Below are 16,499 nucleotides of genomic sequence, written 5' to 3' on the forward strand. Positions count from 1 at the left end.
CCCCCCTGCCCGGCGCGCCGGTCTCTGTACCCAACGCGACGCTCGGCGTTAGGCTCTCGCCGTGGCCGATCTCCACGATCCCCCGCTCCCCTGGTCCACGCGGCTCTGGTTCGCCTTCGCATGCTTCTTCCGCGTGCTGTTCGATCCGCAGTTCGCCGCGCGGGCCTGGCAGGCGCGCGAGGCGGCCGCCCTGCCGCCGGCCGAGCGGGCCGAGCCGCGCCAGCTGGAGCGGCCTCGAGCCGCCGGAGCGCCGCCCGCCGCCGAAGCCGCGGAGACCGTGGCCGCGCCTGCGCCCGCGGCGCCCGCGCCCGCGCCCGCTGCCGCGCCCGGCGTGAGCTCGGCGATGCAGCTGCTCTCGCTGCTGCAGCGCGAAGGGCGGCTCGTCGACTTCCTCGAGCAGGACATCGCCTCCTTCGGCGACGCGGACGTCGGCGTGGCGGCGAGGATGGTCCATGAGGGCTGCCGCAAGGCGCTGCGCAGCCACGCGAAGCTCGCGCCCGTGCGGCGCGAGGAGGAGGGGGCGAAGGTGACGCTCGAGGCCGGCTACAACCCGTCCGAGGTCAAGCTCATCGGCAACGTGTCCGGGAGCGCGCCGTACCGAGGGGTGCTGCGCCACCGGGGCTGGCGCGCCGACGAGCTCTCGCTGCCCACGCCGGTCGCCGGCCACGACGCCAGCATCATCGCCCCCGCGGAGGTCGAGCTGTGAGCGCGCGTTACATCATCGGCATCGATCTGGGCACCACCCACTGCGCGCTCGCCTACGCGCGCCTCCCCGAGGACGGCGCCGACCCGCGGCTCACGCCGTCGCCCGAGGTGCTGGAAGTGCCGCAGCTCGTGGCGCAGGGCACGCTCGAGGCGCGGCCGCTCCTGCCCTCGTTCATGTACATCCCCCACGAGAGCGAGGGCGTCCAGGCGCTGCCGTGGGACGCCGAGCGGCGCTTCGCGGTCGGCGAGCACGCCCGCGCCCGCGGGGCCGACGCGCCGGCGCGCCTCATCTCGAGCGCGAAGAGCTGGCTGTGCCACCCGGGCATCGACCGGCGCGGGCCGACCCTGCCGGTCGGCGCGCCCGAGGACATCGAGAAGATCTCGCCGGTCGAGGCGTCGTGGCGGTACCTCGAGCACCTCACCGAGGCGTGGGACCACCTGTTCGCGAAGGACGACCCGGAGCTCGCCCTGGCGAAGCAGGAGATCGTGATCACCGTGCCCGCGTCGTTCGACGCCGCCGCGCGCGACCTCACCGTCGAGGCGGCGAGCGCCGCGGGGTTCGAGGACCTCACGCTGCTCGAGGAGCCGCAGGCGGCCGTGTACGCCTGGATCGACGCGTCCGGCGAGGCGTGGCGCAAGCACCTCCAGCCGGGCGACGTGCTGCTCGTGGTCGACGTCGGCGGCGGCACCACCGACTTCTCCGCGATCGCCGCGGTCCCGCGCGACGGCTCGCTCGAGCTCGTCCGCGTGGCGGTCGGCGACCACATCCTGCTCGGCGGCGACAACATGGACCTCGCGCTCGCGCACGTCGTGAAGGCCAAGCTGGCGGCCGAGGGCAAGGAGCTCGACCGCTGGCAGATGACGTCGCTCACCCACGCGGCGCGCGTCGCCAAGGAGCGGCTGCTCGGCGATCCGTCGATGACCGAGGCGCCGATCGTGATCGCCGGCCGCGGCTCGAAGCTGCTCGGGGCGTCGATCCGGACGGCGCTCACGCGCGACGAGATCACGCGGACGCTCGTGGACGGGTTCTTCCCGGAGGTCCCGTCCTCCGCCCGCCCGGCGACGCGCGCGCGCGCCGGCCTGACGCAGCTCGGCCTGCCGTACGCGCAGGACCCGGCGATCACCCGCCACCTCGCCGCGTTCCTGGGGCGGCAGGCCGGCGCGACGGGGAAGCTCGAGGGGTTCGTCCCGAGGGGCGCGGAGGCCGCCGAGGCCGGCCGCGCGCCGCTGCTCCTGCACCCGACGGCGGTGCTCTTCAACGGGGGCGTCATGAAGAGCGCGGCGCTGCGCGAGCGGCTGCTCGCGACGCTCGGCGCCTGGCTCGAGGAGGACGGCGCGCCCCGGCCGCGGGTGCTCCCGATCGACGACCTGGATCTCGCGGTCGCGCGCGGCGCCGCCGCCTACGGGCTCGCGCGGCGCGGCCGGGGGCTCAGGATCCGCGGCGGGACGGCGCGGGCCTACTACGTGGGCATCGAGGGGGCCGTGCCCGCGGTGCCCGGCCTGGAGCCGCCGATCACGGCGCTCTGCCTCGCGCCGTTCGGCATGGAGGAGGGCACGGAGGCGACGCTGCCGCCGCAGGAGTTCGGCGTCGTCGTCGGCGAGCCGGTGCGCTTCCGCTTCTTCAGCTCGTCGGTGCGCCGGGACGACCAGGCGGGGACCGAGCTCGAGGACTGGAAGCCCGGCGAGCTCGAGGAGCTCTCCCCCATCGAGGTCACCCTGCCCGCCGAGGGCCGCCGCGAGGGCGACATGGTGCCGGTGCAGCTGCGCGCCTCGGTCACCGAGGTGGGGACGCTGCTCCTCGAGGCGATCCCGCGCGAGGCGCAGAAGCCGAACGAGCGCTGGCGGATCGAGCTGTCGGTGCGCGCCGAGGCGTGACGGCCGGCGCGGAGCCGATCCGGGTTCGGACCGGCTCCGCGGGCCTCAGGGCGCGGGGCTCACTCGCCCTCGTCGGCGATGCACGCGTCGCCCTCTGTCTTGCAAGCGCCCCCGTCCTCGAGGGCCGCCTCGGAGCCGCAGGTCGTGCAGTCCTCGCTCGGCGTCGCGTCGCCAGTACAGGAGTCGTAGCAGGGATCGCCCTCGGCCGCGCCGCACTCCGTACAGATACACGTCGTGATGGCGTCGTACGCCTCCACCGAGGACTCGCACAGATCGTCCGGGTTGGCCCCGAGGAGCAGGGGCGCCGAGCAGCTCACGCACGCCGCGTCGGCCCCACCCTCGTTGCTGCCGCCCTCGTTGCTGCCGCCCTCGTTGCTGCCGCCCTCGTTGCTGCCGCCTTCGCCGCCCGCGCCCCCCGTGCCGGTCGTGCCGGACGTGGCGCTCGTGCTGCTCGTGGTGGTCCCGCCGGACTCGTCGTCCGCGCACCCCGCGGAGAAGGCGGCCGCGCCAAGGATGAGAGCCATCGAGCCAACGCTGATAAGTTTGATGTTCTTCATGATGTCCTCCAGCGCGCTTGAATGAGCGCCAGTCTTCAAGAGTCGCTTCGTCAGCCGGTCCCGACGGGACCTGCCGGTCGCGGCCTATCCCGCGCGCCAGCGGCGGCACACTACTCCACCCCGGCTGTGACGCTCAACTATCTCGACGCGGCCCGCCGAATCGACTGCCCGCGCTCCGGCCGAGCCAATGCGACCCAAACACCATCGCATGAGCACCGCGGACGAGCCCGGCAACGCCTGCACGATTCGGGAATCGCCTGACGCCGGCGCCGCGCCATCGCGCCCTCGAAGTCGCCCTCCTGCGGCGAGCGCCCATTTCCGCGACCACGGCGCCTGCGCTCACGCGCGCTGCGCACCTGCAAAGGTGTCGGGGCGCCGCGCCGAATCCAGCAAGTCGCGAGTTCCGAGCCTCCCTGTGCTCCACGAAACGCGGCGCGCCGCAGCCCGGACAGGCCCTGGTCATGCGCCGGCGGCGCCAGCGGCGTCGCCGCGACTCGATGCATCGAGCGAATCTGGAGACGGAGGCGGACGTCGACGGGAGCGCGCCTTCGAGTTGAAGGTGGAAGTTGGAAAGCGCTCGTGATCGCGGCCCTGCGGGCCGGAGATGCTATGATCAGCGGTGCGACGCGCGCAATCGCGCACGATCGCAGCATCCGGCCTCGCCCGCGGGCGCGCGCGCTGGGCGAGAGCGATACGGCACCACGCGCGTCGCGGGGCTCCGGCGATTCGCGTGGCCCGTCGCGGTCGGTGGACACGGGGGAGGGCACGATGAGCTTTCGGTTGCGCGTGTGTCTGTTGGCGGCGCTCGCGGGCCTGTGCGCCTGCGCGAGCGCGCCCGTGCAGTGGCCCTCGCCGGAAGGGCCGCCGAAGCTCCCGCCCGCGCGGGAGCTCAACCCCCCCGCGCGGCCGGACGCCGCGCACTCCGTCGCGATCGTCGGGGCCACGCTCGTGGACGGCCGCGGGGGGCCGCCCGTGCGGGACGCCACCGTCGTGGTCCGCGGCGACCGCATCGTGGCCGCGGGCGCGCGCGCCGCCACGGACGTCCCGGCGGGCGCGGAGATCGTCCGCGGCGCGGGGGTCTGGGTCCTGCCTGGCCTCATCGACGCGCATTTCCACCTCGGCGGCGACGACGGGCTGCCCGGCCTCGTCCTCCAGCGCGGCGTCACCTCGCTGCGCGAGCCGGGGAACTGGATCGAGGCGTACGACGCCGCGCGCCGGCGCGGCCCGGTGCCGCGGCTCTTCTTGACGGGTCCGATGCTCGACGCGCCGGCCCCCGCCTACCCGGAGAGCGCGATGCTGGTGCGCGACGCGGCGGAGGCGCGCTGGGCGGTCGAGCAGCTGGTCGAGCGCGGGGCGTCGGGGATCAAGGTCTATTTCCGGCTGCCGCTCGGGCTCGTCGAGGCCGTCGCGCAGACCGCGCACGCCCGCGGCGTGGTCGCCGTCGGCCACCTGGAGACGGTGGACGCGGCGGCGGCGGCCCGGGCGGGGCTGGACGGCATCGAGCACATCACCTCGCTGGGGACGGCGCTCGTGCCGCCGCGCGAGGCGGAGCGGTACCGGCAATCGGTGATCGCCGAGAACGAGGCGCGCTTTCCTGGCCGTTACGAGATCTTCCGCGGCATCTCGCTCGGAGCGCCCCGGACCGCCCAGCTGCTCCGGCTGCTCGCGGCCCGCGGCACCTTCGTCACCCCCACGCTCGCCATCTTCGAGCGCCGCGCTGGCGGCCAGGGGGTGATCGAGGCCGAGGTGCGCGGCTTCGAGACCATGATGAAGCTCACCGCCGCCGCGCGCCGCGCCGGCGTGCGGGTGGTCGTCGGCTCTCACGGCGCGGTGCCGGGCGCCGCGCGCGGGTGGGCGTATCAGCGCGAGATGGAGCTGCTCGTCGAGAGCGGCCTATCGCCCATGGAGGTCCTCGTCGCCGCCACGCTGGAGAACGCCAGGTATCTCCGCATCGACGATCGGCTCGGCAGCGTCGAGCCGGGCAAGCTCGCCGACCTCGTCCTGATCGAGGGCGACCCGCTCGCGGATATCCGCGCGATGCGCCGCGTGAATCGGGTCATGTTGAACGGGAGGTGGGTCGCTTCACCGCAGGGCGATTGACCCCCCTCTCTCCCAAGCTCGTCTCGGATTGTCCACGCACGGCAGGCCCCGGGGAGGTCGGCAAGACCTCCCCTGGAACCAGAGACGCGCGTCAGCCCATCTCGACTTCGACGCGCACCGTCGCGCCGGCCTGGGCCAGCGGGATGACGTTGCCCGCGACCGTCTTGCCGTCGACGGTCAGCTTCTTCACGCCCTTGCACACCCCCGAGTTCTTGACGCTGATCTCGTAGGTGGCGCCGCGGAAGCGGCGGGAGATGGAGAAGCTCTTCCAGGCCTTGGGCACGCAGGGATCCAGCTTCAGCCCGTCATACTGGGGCTGCACGCCGAGGATCCCCTGGCTGACGGACACGAAGGTCCACGCCGCGGTGCCGGTGAGCCAGGCGTTCTTCGCTTCACCGAAGACCGGAGCGTCCTTGCCCGCGATCATCTGCGCGTAGACGTAAGGCTCGGCCCGGTAGGTCTCGATCTGGCTCTCCTTGGCCGAAGGACAGATGGAGAGATAGTACTCCAGCGCGCGCTCCCCCTCGCCGAGCAGACACCAGCCCAGGTGGATCCAGGTGTTGTTGTGGCAGAAGATGCCGGCGTTCTCCTTCACGCCCGGCGGGTACGAGGTGACCTCCCCGAGCTCGAGGTGGTAGGTCGAGTACGCGGGCTGCTGCAGCACGATGCCGTTCTTCGTGTAGAGGTGCTTGTGCACGCTCTCCATCGCCTGCTTGGCGCGGCCGTTGTCCGCGCCGGCGCCGCCCAGCACGCACCACCCCTGGCTCTCGATGAAGATCTTGCCCTCCTCGTTCTCCTTGCTCCCGACCGGCCGGCTCTCGGCGTCGTAGGCGCGGCGGTACCACTCGCCGTCCCAGGCCTCCTTCTCGACCACGGCCAGCATCTCCGCGTAGTGACCGCGCATGCGCTCCGCGTCGGACTTCTGGCCCATCCAGTCGTACAGGGCGGCCATCTCGCGGCTGGCGTAGAGGAAGAGGCCGGCGATCATCACGGACTCGGCCTTCGAGTCCTTCACGTCGCCCGCGGTCTGGAAGCTCTCGTTGGGCTCGGTGCTGAAGCAGTTCAGGTTGAGGCAGTCGTTCCAGTCCGCGTGGCCGATCAGCGGCAGGCCGTGCGGGCCGCGCTTCTTCATCGTGTACGCGATGGACGTCTCCAGGTGGTGCAGGAGGTCCTCCTTGGAGCCCTGCTTGTCGGCGTAGCCCACCGCCGCCTTGAGGATGCCCTTGTCGCCGGTCTCCTTGATGTACGCGCACGTGGAGAGGATGAGCCACAGGTGATCGTCGTAGAAGTCGCCGCCGATGTCGGCGTTCCCCTTCTTCGTCAGCGGCTGGTACTGGTGGTAGCAGGTGCCGTCGCTCAGCTGCGTGGCGGCGATGTCGAGGATGCGCTGTCGGGCGCGCTCGGGGACGAGGTGCACGAAGCCCAGGAGATCCTGGTTCGAGTCGCGGAAGCCCATGCCCCGGCCGATGCCCGTCTCGTACATGCTGGCCGACCGCGAGAGGTTGAAGGTCGCCATGCACTGGTACTGATTCCACGTGTTGAGCATGCGCCGCGCGTGCTCGTCCGGGCAGTCGGCCTGGAAGTTCGCGAGCAGCCCCGCCCAGTCCTCCTTCAGCTGGGCGAACGCCCCGTCCACGACGCCGGGCGCCGAGTACTTGGCCAGGATCTCCTTGCCCTTCTGCTTGTTCAGGACGAAGGGCGCCTTGAACTTGGGCAGATCCCCCTGGTCCACGTACGAGAGCACGAAGCTCAGGGTCTCGCTCGCGCCGGGGGCGAGCGAGAGGCTCACCTGGTGGCTGCCGATCGGGTTCCAGCCGAACGCCTTGGAGTTCGTGGCCTTGCCCCGGAGCGGGACCTGGGCCTCGTGCAGGCCGTGGTGGACGCTGCCGCAGAAGGCGTCGCGGCTCGTGTCGAACCCGTCGATGGCCCGCGTGCAGGCGAAGAGCGTGTAATGGGAGCGGCGCTCGCGGAACTCGGTCTTGTGGTAGATGGCGCTCCCCTCGATCTCGACCTCGCCGATCGAGTAGGTGCGCTGGTAGTTCGTCATGTCGTTGAGCGCCTCGAAGAAGCAGAACTCCTGGAAGGAGAAGAGCTGGATGTCCTTCTTCGCGCCGCTCTTGTTGGTGACCCGGGTGCGCCAGATCTCGACGTTCTCGCCGGGGACGATGAAGTAGAGGACCTCCACCTCGACGCCGTTCTTCTCGCCCGTGATCTTCGTGTATCCCAGGCCGTGGCGGCACTCGTAGCGATCGAGGGCCGTCTTGAGCGGCTTCCACATGGGGTTCCACACCACCCCGCCGTCGTTGACGTAGAGGTAGCGCCCGCCGATATCCATGGGTACGTTGTTGTAACGATACCGGGTGAGCCGGCGCAGCTTGGCGTCCTTCCAGAACGTGTAGCCGCCCGCGGTGTTGGTGCAGAGGCCGAACATCTCGTCCGAACCCAGGTAGTTGAGCCAGGGCAGCGGCGTGTCGGGCCGGGTGATGACGTACTCGCGGCTCTCGTCGTCGAAGTGGCCGTACTGATTGCTCATGGACGCGCGGTCTCCGTGGATTCGGTGGAGTCGAAAGCAGGGTCGAAAGCGGAGGGCTTCTTCCCCATCAGCGACAGAAAAAAACCCGGCGGCAGAGCTGCCCCCGGGTTGGTTAAGCCGATGATTGTTGGGCTTGGGGCCTCCGAGCAAGCTCAGAGGGCCGCCACTCTAGACCCCAGCGGCTCCGGTTGTCAACGGGGCCTGCGGGAGCGTCCGAGGGCGGTTTTCCGGCGGGAACGCGGCCCTCCGGCGCACTCCGGCGCACCGCGCGTGTGCGGCAGACAACCCGAGATTACAGCGTGGAGAGAATTTTACATAGCACTTCTCGCGGGCGAGCTGGAGGCGGGCGCCGGGCGCCTGCTGGCCCGGACCATCAGTCGTCGTCCGACCGAGCCTCGTCGGGGAGCACCAGCCTGCCAATGGCCACCTGGCGCACCGCCGCCGGGTAGTAGGCCGTGACGGCGGCCGTGCTCCACGTGTGCCCGACGACGGTGGCGGCCGCGTTCGTGTAGAGGCGCATCACGCCGTAGCCCGCGCCGGCAGCCCAGCGGCCGCCCGAGGAGTACCTGGAGTCGGACGAGCCGTGTTGGAAGTTCGTCGAGTCGACGACGCTCACCTCGTACTGGAACGTGCCCACGACGAGAGGGCTCGCCGGGAGCTTCACCCTCGGCGCCCGGCGGAGGATCGCGACGTGCCCCGTCGCCGACTCGCCCTCTGGATAACGGATGGCCATGACGTCGCCGGCGCGCGCGTCCCGGAGGTCGCGGATCCTCTCGAACCCGTTCTCGTCGACGATGGCGTCGTAATAGGTGGCCGCGCTCGGGCTCCGGCTGCCCAGCCAGTCGTCGAACGACGACTCGGTCCAGCCGTAGCTCCGCTTGAGCAGCTGCGTCAGGAAGGTGGCGCACTGGGTGCGGTTCGCGTAGCGCCGCGCGCCGGCGACGCCTGCCCAGGAGATGAAGCTGGGCGTCGAGTTGTACTCGTTGTTCTCAGGATCGATGTTGTCGACGAGGCGCTCCGCCCAGTCGAGGTGCTCGACGCGGTGCGCAGCCGCAGCGCGCGGCGAGAGCCACGCGAAACACGAGAGGACGAGACAAGCGATCCCCACAGGACGACGACGAACGCTCGCCATGACCCACCATGCAATGCAATGAGTTGTTCGGACCGGCGCGTCGCACTCAGCGCGCGTATTCCCGTGATGTATTAACCACCATCGCGAGACATCGTTCAATATAAATTTGCAGCACAAGCGATTTTGGGAGTCGCTTGTCCCACAGGCGCACAGAGAGACAGGCGCCCTCTCGCGCCGTGCGCCTCACGAGGCGACGACGCGACAAGACATCGCACCGCTCGGCCGACGGGCCGACGCGACCAACGCGACCGACGCAACCCACATGGCCGGCGCGACCAGGCGGCGCGCGGCGAACGTGGCGAGCGTGGCAAACGTGGCGAGCCTCGCAATCCCGACGCGAGGCGGCGGAAAGCAGTCGATTTCGAGGGGGGATCCGGGTTAACCTGGCCTGTTGTCGAGACGCACGGGGGGCTCAACCAGCAGGCACGATCGACGGTGTGGACCGGAGGTCACTTCGTCTTGATACGGAACTCCACGCGCCGGTTCATGGCGCGGCAGCCCTCGTCGTTCGTGAAGCAGACCGGCGAAGCGGCGCCGTACCCCGGCGCCGTCATCGGCGTCGCGACGCCGCGCTGGACCAGGTAGCGGACCACGGCGTTCGCGCGGCGCTCGGACAGCTTGATGTTGTGCTCCACCGTCCCCTGGTTGTCCGTATGCCCCTCGACCGTCAGCGCGGTGATCTCCGGGTGCGTCCTCAGGATGTTCGCCACCGCGTCGAGGACCGAGAACGACTCGGGCCGGATCTCGTCCTTGTCGAGGTCGTAGAAGATGGGCCGGGCGATCTTGATGCGATCCCCCTCGATGACCGCCTCGGCAGGCGCCGCCGGCTGGACGGGCGCCGGCGGGGGCGGCGGTGGCGGCGGCGTCGCGCTCGCCGCCAGCGACATCTCGGCGTTCGCCGACCCGCACCCCGCCGCAAGGACACCCATGACCACCAGCCAGATCGCTCGGTTCGCTCGCATTTCGCGCCTCTAGCACGGGGCATCGCCCGGAAGAAGCGCCGGCGACGGCCGGGACGAGCGCCGCCGTCGCCGGGAGACGCGCCGGCGTCGCCCGCCGGCGGGGCGGCCCCGCCCTGGCGCGCGCCCGCGGCGGGGACGCGCGCCGGACCTGCGCAAGGCGCCGCGGCGATCCAGTATCGTTGCTGCGCGCACGCATGTCCGCCCCCGCGAAGACCCCGAGCCTGATCGTCGGAATCGACCTCGGCACCACCCACACCGTCGTGGCCTGGGCCGAGCGCGACGCCGCGCCCGGCGCGATCCGCGTCTTCCCCATCCCGCAGCTCGTGACCGCCACCGAGGTCGAGGCGCGCCCGCTGCTGCCCTCCCTGCTCTACGCGCCCCTGCCCGGCGAGGCGCCGGCCGACCCGTTCGGCGACGCGCCCTTCGCCATCGGCGAGCACGCCCGCCGGCGCGGCGGCGAGGTCCCCGGCCGGCTCATCGCCTCGGCGAAGAGCTGGCTCTGCCACCCCGCCATCGACCGGACGGCGCCCGTCTTGCCCTGGGGCGCGGCCGAGGACGCGGCCTCCCTGCCCCGCGCCTCGCCGCTCGACGCGAGCGCCCGCATCCTCGCCCACGTGCGCCGCACCTGGGACGACGCCTTCCCGGATCGCCCGCTCGCGGCGCAGGAGGTCGTGCTCACGGTGCCGGCCTCGTTCGATCAGGTCGCGCGCGAGCTCACCGTCGAGGCGGCCCGCCGCGCCGGCCTCTCGGCGCGGCTCCTCGAGGAGCCGCAGGCCGCGTTCTACGACTTCATGCGGCTCGCCGGCGCGGAGGGCCTCGACGCGCTGCTCGCCCGCTCGGGCGGCGACGCGACGGTCCTCGTCTGCGACGTCGGCGGCGGCACCACCGATCTGTCGCTCATCCGGGTCGCCCGGGGCGCGGAGGGCCGCCCGGTCGAGGTCTCGCGCGTCGCCGTCGGCCACCACCTCCTGCTCGGCGGCGACAACATGGACCTCGCGCTCGCCCACCTCTGCGAGCCGCGCCTCGTCGGCGGCGCGGGCGAGAAGCTCGACCCGGCGCGGTTCGGTCAGCTCGTGCTCGCCTGCCGCGCCGCGAAGGAGCGCCTGCTCGGCGGCGACGCCGTGGCCGGCGGCGCTCCGGCCGGCGGAGGCGCCGCGTCTCGCGGCAACGATCCGGCCGGCGGCGGCGCCTCGTCCGGCGGCACCGCGCCCGCCCCGCCCGACGAGGCGCCGGTCGCCGTGCTCTCGCACGGCGCGCGGCTCGTGGGCGGGGCGCTGACGACGCGCCTCCGCCGCGAGGAGGTCGAGGCGATCGTGCTCGACGGCTTCTTCCCGGAGGCGCCGCGCGACGCCCGGCCGCAGCGCGGCCGGAGCGGGCTCGTCGCGTTCGGCCTGCCGTACGAGCGCGACGTGGCGATCACCCGGCACGTCGCCTGGTTCTTCGCGCGCCACGCCCCCGAGGCGCGAGGGCCGGCCGCGCTGCTCCTGAACGGCGGCGTCTTCCGCGCGCGCCGCGTCGCGGAGCGCCTCGCGCAGGTCATCGAGCGCTGGGGCGGACCGCGGCTCGACGTGCTCCCGCACGCGGACCCCGACCTCGCGGTGGCGCGGGGCGCGGTCGCGTACGGCCTCGCGCTCGCCGGCCGCGGCGTGCGCATCGAGGGCGGCGCGGCACGCGGCTACTACGTCGGCCTGGAGCCGCCCGCCGGCGGGGGGCCGCGGCCCGCGGTGTGCGTGGTTCCGCGCGGCGCGAAGGAGGGCAGCGTGCACGCGGCGGCCGGGCGGACGTTCGCGCTCGTCGTGGGCCGCCCGGTCCGGTTCGACCTGTTCGCGTCGGACGACGCGCGCGCCGATCGCGCCGGCGACCTCGTCCCGCTCGAGGACGATCGATTCGAGGCCCTGCCGCCGGTCGCCGTGGCGTTCGACGCGGGGGACACCGCGCGCGCCGCGGCCGGCAAGCAGGCGGAGGTGCGCGTCCAGATCGAGGGGGAGCTCACCGCGATCGGCACCCTGGATCTCGCCTGCGTCGAGGTGGGGGTCCCGGCGCCGCGCCGCTTCCGGCTGGCGTTCCAGCTGCGCGAGGACGGCCGCGGCGCGCGCGCGGCCGCAGCCGAGGGGGGCGCGCCGGGCGGCGGCCCGCCCGAGGGGGCGCAGGGCGGGCTGCCGGAGCGGGCGCAGGCGAGGCCTCCCGCCGGGGCGGCGCCGGGCGGGAGGCGCCTCGACGAGGCGCGGGAGGCGATCGAGCGGGTGTTCGGCAAGGGGCGGCCCGACGTCGCGCCGCGGGAGGTGAAGAACCTCGTCCGCGAGCTCGAGCGCGTGCTCGGGGAGCGCGGCGCGTGGACGACGGAGACGGCGCGGGCGCTGTTCGACACGCTCGCCCCGAGCGCGCGCTCGCGGCGGCGCTCGGCCGATCACGAGCGTCTGTTCTGGTCGCTCGCCGGCTATTGCCTGCGCCCCGGCTTCGGCGACGCGGGCGATCCGGCGCGCGTCGCCGCGATCGCGCCGCTCTTCGCCGAGCGGCTCGCGTTCCCGCAGGAGGCGCGCTCGTGGCAGCAGTTCTGGATCGCGTGGCGCCGCATCGCGGGCGGCCTCGACGAGCCGCTCCAGGTCGCGATCCGGGATCTCGCGGATCCGTTCCTGGCCCCGTCCGAGCAGCGGCTGAAGAAGCCGAAGGGGGTGAAGCCGGAGGCGCTCGACGATCTGCTCGAGCTCTGCGCGTCGCTCGAGCGCGTGCCGGCCGGCCGGCGGAGCGAGCTCGGCGCATGGATCCTGGAGCGCACCTGGACCGACCGCGACGCGCGGCTCTGGGCGGCGATCGGCCGCATCGGGGCGCGCGTGCCGGCCTACGCGAGCGTACACCACGTGGTGTCGCCGGCGGCGGCCGAGCGGTGGCTCGATCACCTGCTGCGCGAGAAGTGGCAGGAGCTGCCGTCGGCCGCGCCGGCCGCGGTGCAGCTCGCGCGCAGGACCGGCGACCGGGCGCGCGACGTCTCGGACCGGATCCGCGGCGAGGTGGAGCGGCGGCTCGCGCAGGCGGGCGCGCCCGAGGCGTGGGTGAGGGCCGTGCGCGAGGTGGTGGCCGTCGAGGAGGCCGAGCGCGCGGCGTTCTTCGGAGAGGGGCTGCCGGTGGGCCTGCGGCTCGTGGGGGAGTAGGGAGCAGGAACCAGTCCTGCGCGCTTCAGGCAGCGGAGCGCGGCGCCGGTGCCCGTCCAACCTGGATGACCAGCCGGGGGTGCCCTGCGGAGCGGCTCGTAGGGCGAGCCCGGCGGGCACGCTCGGCGCCCAGTGGGACCTCTGTGGTAGAATTCGGGCGTGAACGAGGGCGGACATCGGCTCGACAACACGACCGGCGCTGGAGCCGGCCGGAGGCGGCGTTGGCCATGAGCGCGTCCGGGAAACCACGCCGTCGGCGGTACGGTAGGGAAGTGCAGCAGGAGGATCGGAGCGCGGCGCAGCTCCGGGCTCGGCTGGCCGAGCCCGAGGTGGGCTGGCTCGTAGATCGACGCGAACGGGACGTGGGGGAAGACTTCCTCGTCCATATATACGACCAGGGAATATCAACAGGATTGATGTTCCATGTGCAGCTCAAGAGTGTGGTGGATGCCGAGAAGCGCAAGCGCAAACGCGGACCGGATGAGCTGCGTTATCGGCTGGATGTGAAGGATCTCGAGCACTGGGAGGTGCAGACATCTCTCGTGGTGCTCCTTGTCTGGGATGTCGAGCAGCGGACAGGCTACTGGCAGACGATCCCAGCGATCATCGAGGCCCTCGACGCTCGCGACGCAGCATGGCGCCAGCGGAAGACCGTGACCGTGCCGGTGCCGACAGAGCAAGGCACCGACGATCGAGGGCTGAAGCAGCTCCGCTGGCTCGTTGCTGACTGGAGCCTTCCGCTCGTCGCCAAGCGCTCACCGCTCACGCTGAGGTGTGCTGAAAACAGTGGAGGGAAAGAGACCTGGAGTGCGTTCCAGGAGGCGCTCGATCGTGGGACCCACATCGTCTTTCAAGGAGCGGCGGCGCCACAGATCGAGATGCCCTCCTGGTATCGCAGGCTCTACGGTGGTCGAGGACGTGTAGAGCGTGTAGAGATCACGTCTAGACCACCTGATGGAAGCATTCCTGTACGCGTCGAGGTCTCCTCCGCCGAGGGTGCTGCAGCGCTGCCGTACGTGGACCTCCGCGTCACAAGACAGGGACGCAAGGAACGCGTGCTGAGCAACGAACACCAATCCCTGCCTTATGCGCTCGAAGTGACCCTGATCGAAGGCGGCGAGTCCACCCTGAGGCTCTGGCCGCGCCGCTTCGGAAACACGGTCCAGGAAGCGCGCGAGGTCGCAGCTTTCAGTCTCGCGCTGACAGGTCCAGGCAGCCGGATCCGCGTCTACGCCATCGACCGAGGTCGGCTCCTCTCCGACTCCCCGGTTCCCGAAGAATTTCATGACCATGCCGAACAAGCTCGCGTCCGCCTGGAGGCACTCGACAAGCTCGCGTTCATCGAGCCTCGCATCGCGGTATTCGGTTCCGTGTCGCTCGATCGAGGCATCGGCGAGGAGGACATCGCAAAGATCGATCTGCTTCACCGTGCGTGCCGGGATGGAATGTGTGAAACGATCCTAGATCAGGATTTCGAATTCGATGTTCCTGCCGATAAGCCAGGATACTGGCCAGGTCCAGAGGACAACATCGAGCTTCAAATGGACGGGGAGAAGATCGCGCTGCTCGGGGTGGAGATCCCGCTCGGCAGGGTCAAGGTGAAGTTCGTCGAGCACGAGCGCATTGCGGCGATGGTTCGTCAGGCCGTCGAGCGGGCCAGGGAGACCGGCGAGCCTGCCAAGGTACGCATCGAGAACGCGCGTATCATCGAGGAGTTCCTCGACTGGCCTAGGCCGGCCGATCGGCTCCACGACATCGCCGCCGCCCAGGCTGGTTACTTCACGCTCTCCCAGGCGATCGCGGCCGGCTTCGCCGCCGCCACCCAGGTCGAGACCGAGCTGCGCGTCGAGCGCTGCGGCGGTGACGTCTTCCGCCTCGTCCAGTTCCCCTCGTCGGAGCACGAGGACCTCGTCATCCTCTGGCTCCAGACCGAGCAGCACGGCGTCTTCTCGCACGACACCGCACTCGCGCTGCACCAGCTATCCGACATCCTGCCGAGCCGGCGTCACATCACCATCCCGCCGGGATGGGAGCCTCCGCCGAACGCGCGTCTGGACCGAGGCACGGTGCTCCACAACGCGGAGATCAGCCCGTCCGAGATCACCTGGCTGAGCCCGATCCCGCTCACGAAGGCGCTGCGAACAATCCGGGATTGTATCGAGAAGGGCGTCTCGCCGGAGATCATCGAGCAAGCCATCGCCGAGGCGTTCGTGCGCGGAATGGTAACCCAGGCCGAGGTCCAGGACCTCCGGCTGGCGAGCGCACGTTCGGCATGACGCCGCCCAGGTATCCATCGCCAGAGCGGTTCAAGCAGGCGCTCGAGGCGAGGATCCGGAGCGCGGCCACGGCCGCATCGGTGGATGTTGCCCGTTATCGCCAACGATGCGTCTTCGACCGCTTCCTGGCCCGCATCGCCGCGCATTTCGGCGACCGGGCGATCCTCAAAGGCGGCGTCGCGATGACGCTCTGGCTGCCGCGCGCCCGGATGACCCGCGATATCGACCTCGCCTTACGCGGCCGCGTCGACGACCTCCTCGTCGAGCTACGTGCCGCAGGGCAGCGCGATCTCGGCGACTTCCTCACCTTCGATATCACCTCCAATCCGAGGCATCCGACCATGGAGGGCGAGGGGATCGTCTATGAGGGCTTGCGCTTCCGCGCGCAGGCCCGGCTGGCTGGCAAGGTCTACGGGGATCCCTTCGGCCTCGACATCGCGGTCGGCGACCGCATGCTGGTGCCGCCCGAGCCCCGGACTGGCGACGACTTCTTCGCCTTCGCTGCGCTGCCGCCCACCACGCTCCGCGTCTATGCGCGCGAGGTGCACGTCGCCGAGAAGCTGCACGCGTTCACTCTGCCGCGATCACGCGAGAACTCACGCGTAAAGGACCTCCCTGATCTGGCGCTGCTCGCCACCACGGGAACGTTCCAGAGCGTGCAGCTTCGCGAGACCATCCACGCGACTTTCACCCATCGAGGGTCGCACGCGGTTCCGGCCTCGATGCCGACGCCTCCCGCAAGCTGGGCCCGTCCTTACGCGGACATGGCCCAGGAGAACGACCTGCCCTGGCCGACGCTCGGTGAGGTCTACGCCAGGGCGAGCGGGTTCCTGGATCCGGTCCTCCGCGGGGAAGACGGGATCTGGGATCCGACCAGCTGGTCGTGGCGCCGAGCCTGACGCGGCGCCGGCAACTGCATGGCTGGAAGCTGGAAAGCGCGGCGGGGGCGCCCGGAGGCAGATGAAGTGACCGCGCCCCCGGGTTGCGACCCCGTCGAGGTCGACCTCTGCCGAGGGCGCCGCGAGCTCTCCCGGCGGCGGCCTCAGTTCCAGAAGGAGCAGCCGCCGTCCACGCACCCGCAGGCCAGCCCCGGGCTGGAGCAGTCGCACGTCGAGGCCCCGTCGCTCACGGCGGGGTTGTGGCAGAGCTCCCCGCCGCAGCCGCCGACGGCGCAGTCCGCGTCCGTCGTGCACGTGTCACCGCTGTTCCG

General features: G+C 71.7%; 10 protein-coding genes. 6 read left to right on the top strand and 4 right to left on the bottom strand.

Annotation, left to right across the window (positions count from 1 at the left end):
- The first annotated feature begins 61 nt into the window (after window positions 1-61).
- Together WME83_RS38285 and WME83_RS38290 are read left to right on the top strand one after the other, a co-directional pair.
- Window positions 62-706: a DUF2760 domain-containing protein gene (locus WME83_RS38285; protein WP_437314646.1), complete on the top strand. Its 645-nt coding sequence runs from the start codon at window positions 62-64 to the stop codon at window positions 704-706.
- A complete protein-coding gene (locus WME83_RS38290) occupies window positions 703-2,580 on the top strand; it encodes an Hsp70 family protein (protein WP_437314647.1) in 1,878 nt (625 codons plus the stop codon). The genes WME83_RS38285 and WME83_RS38290 overlap by 4 nt, the downstream gene beginning before the upstream one ends.
- 59 nt (window positions 2,581-2,639) lie before the next feature.
- Here WME83_RS38290 and WME83_RS38295 read toward each other — a convergent pair whose 3' ends face one another.
- Window positions 2,640-3,104, bottom strand: coding sequence for a hypothetical protein (locus WME83_RS38295; protein ID WP_437314648.1), 465 nt, complete (start codon window positions 3,102-3,104; stop codon window positions 2,640-2,642).
- 801 nt (window positions 3,105-3,905) lie between these two features.
- Between WME83_RS38295 and WME83_RS38300 the strand changes: the two genes are divergently transcribed.
- Window positions 3,906-5,237 carry an amidohydrolase family protein gene (locus tag WME83_RS38300; protein ID WP_437314649.1) on the top strand — a complete coding sequence of 444 codons (1,332 nt, stop codon included), beginning with the start codon at window positions 3,906-3,908 and terminating at the stop codon, window positions 5,235-5,237.
- Between the two features lie 91 nt (window positions 5,238-5,328).
- Here the strand turns inward: WME83_RS38300 and WME83_RS38305 are convergent, their stop codons facing one another.
- The 3 genes from WME83_RS38305 to WME83_RS38315 all read right to left on the bottom strand — a co-directional run bounded on the left by WME83_RS38305 (window position 5,329) and on the right by WME83_RS38315 (window position 9,864).
- The gene (locus tag WME83_RS38305) at window positions 5,329-7,770 is read right to left on the bottom strand and encodes a GH36-type glycosyl hydrolase domain-containing protein (protein ID WP_437314650.1); all 2,442 of its coding nucleotides are present in this window, start codon (window positions 7,768-7,770) and stop codon (window positions 5,329-5,331) included.
- A gap of 373 nt (window positions 7,771-8,143) precedes the next feature.
- On the bottom strand, window positions 8,144-8,878 hold the full coding sequence (locus WME83_RS38310; protein WP_437314651.1) for a hypothetical protein: 735 nt from the start codon (window positions 8,876-8,878) through the stop codon (window positions 8,144-8,146).
- A gap of 473 nt (window positions 8,879-9,351) precedes the next feature.
- A complete protein-coding gene (locus WME83_RS38315; protein ID WP_437314652.1) occupies window positions 9,352-9,864 on the bottom strand; it encodes an OmpA family protein in 513 nt (170 codons plus the stop codon).
- 194 nt (window positions 9,865-10,058) lie between these two features.
- Between WME83_RS38315 and WME83_RS38320 the strand changes: the two genes are divergently transcribed.
- The 3 genes from WME83_RS38320 (at window position 10,059) to WME83_RS38330 (ending at window position 16,188) form a co-directional block, all read left to right on the top strand.
- Window positions 10,059-13,013 (top strand): Hsp70 family protein, encoded by a 2,955-nt coding sequence (locus WME83_RS38320; protein ID WP_437314653.1) that lies wholly within the window; start codon window positions 10,059-10,061, stop codon window positions 13,011-13,013.
- 272 nt (window positions 13,014-13,285) lie between these two features.
- Window positions 13,286-15,289, top strand: a complete 2,004-nt coding sequence (locus tag WME83_RS38325; protein ID WP_437314654.1) for a DUF4365 domain-containing protein — start codon at window positions 13,286-13,288, stop codon at window positions 15,287-15,289.
- Window positions 15,286-16,188, top strand: a complete 903-nt coding sequence (locus WME83_RS38330) for a nucleotidyl transferase AbiEii/AbiGii toxin family protein (protein WP_437314655.1) — start codon at window positions 15,286-15,288, stop codon at window positions 16,186-16,188. The genes WME83_RS38325 and WME83_RS38330 overlap by 4 nt, the downstream gene beginning before the upstream one ends.
- Window positions 16,189-16,499: the final 311 nt, after the last annotated feature.

The sequence above is a fragment of the Sorangium sp. So ce385 genome (genome assembly GCF_051474135.1).
GTDB lineage: Bacteria > Myxococcota_A > Polyangia > Polyangiales > Polyangiaceae > Sorangium > Sorangium cellulosum_D.

Coding starts and splice junctions, on each gene's coding strand:
- WME83_RS38295 (WP_437314648.1), bottom strand. CDS start 3,104: ATGGCTCTCATCCTTGGCGCGGCCGCCTTCTCCGCGGGGTGCGCGGAC.
- WME83_RS38330 (WP_437314655.1), top strand. CDS start 15,286: ATGACGCCGCCCAGGTATCCATCGCCAGAGCGGTTCAAGCAGGCGCTC.
- WME83_RS38300 (WP_437314649.1), top strand. CDS start 3,906: ATGAGCTTTCGGTTGCGCGTGTGTCTGTTGGCGGCGCTCGCGGGCCTG.
- WME83_RS38305 (WP_437314650.1), bottom strand. CDS start 7,770: ATGAGCAATCAGTACGGCCACTTCGACGACGAGAGCCGCGAGTACGTC.
- WME83_RS38315 (WP_437314652.1), bottom strand. CDS start 9,864: ATGCGAGCGAACCGAGCGATCTGGCTGGTGGTCATGGGTGTCCTTGCG.
- WME83_RS38320 (WP_437314653.1), top strand. CDS start 10,059: ATGTCCGCCCCCGCGAAGACCCCGAGCCTGATCGTCGGAATCGACCTC.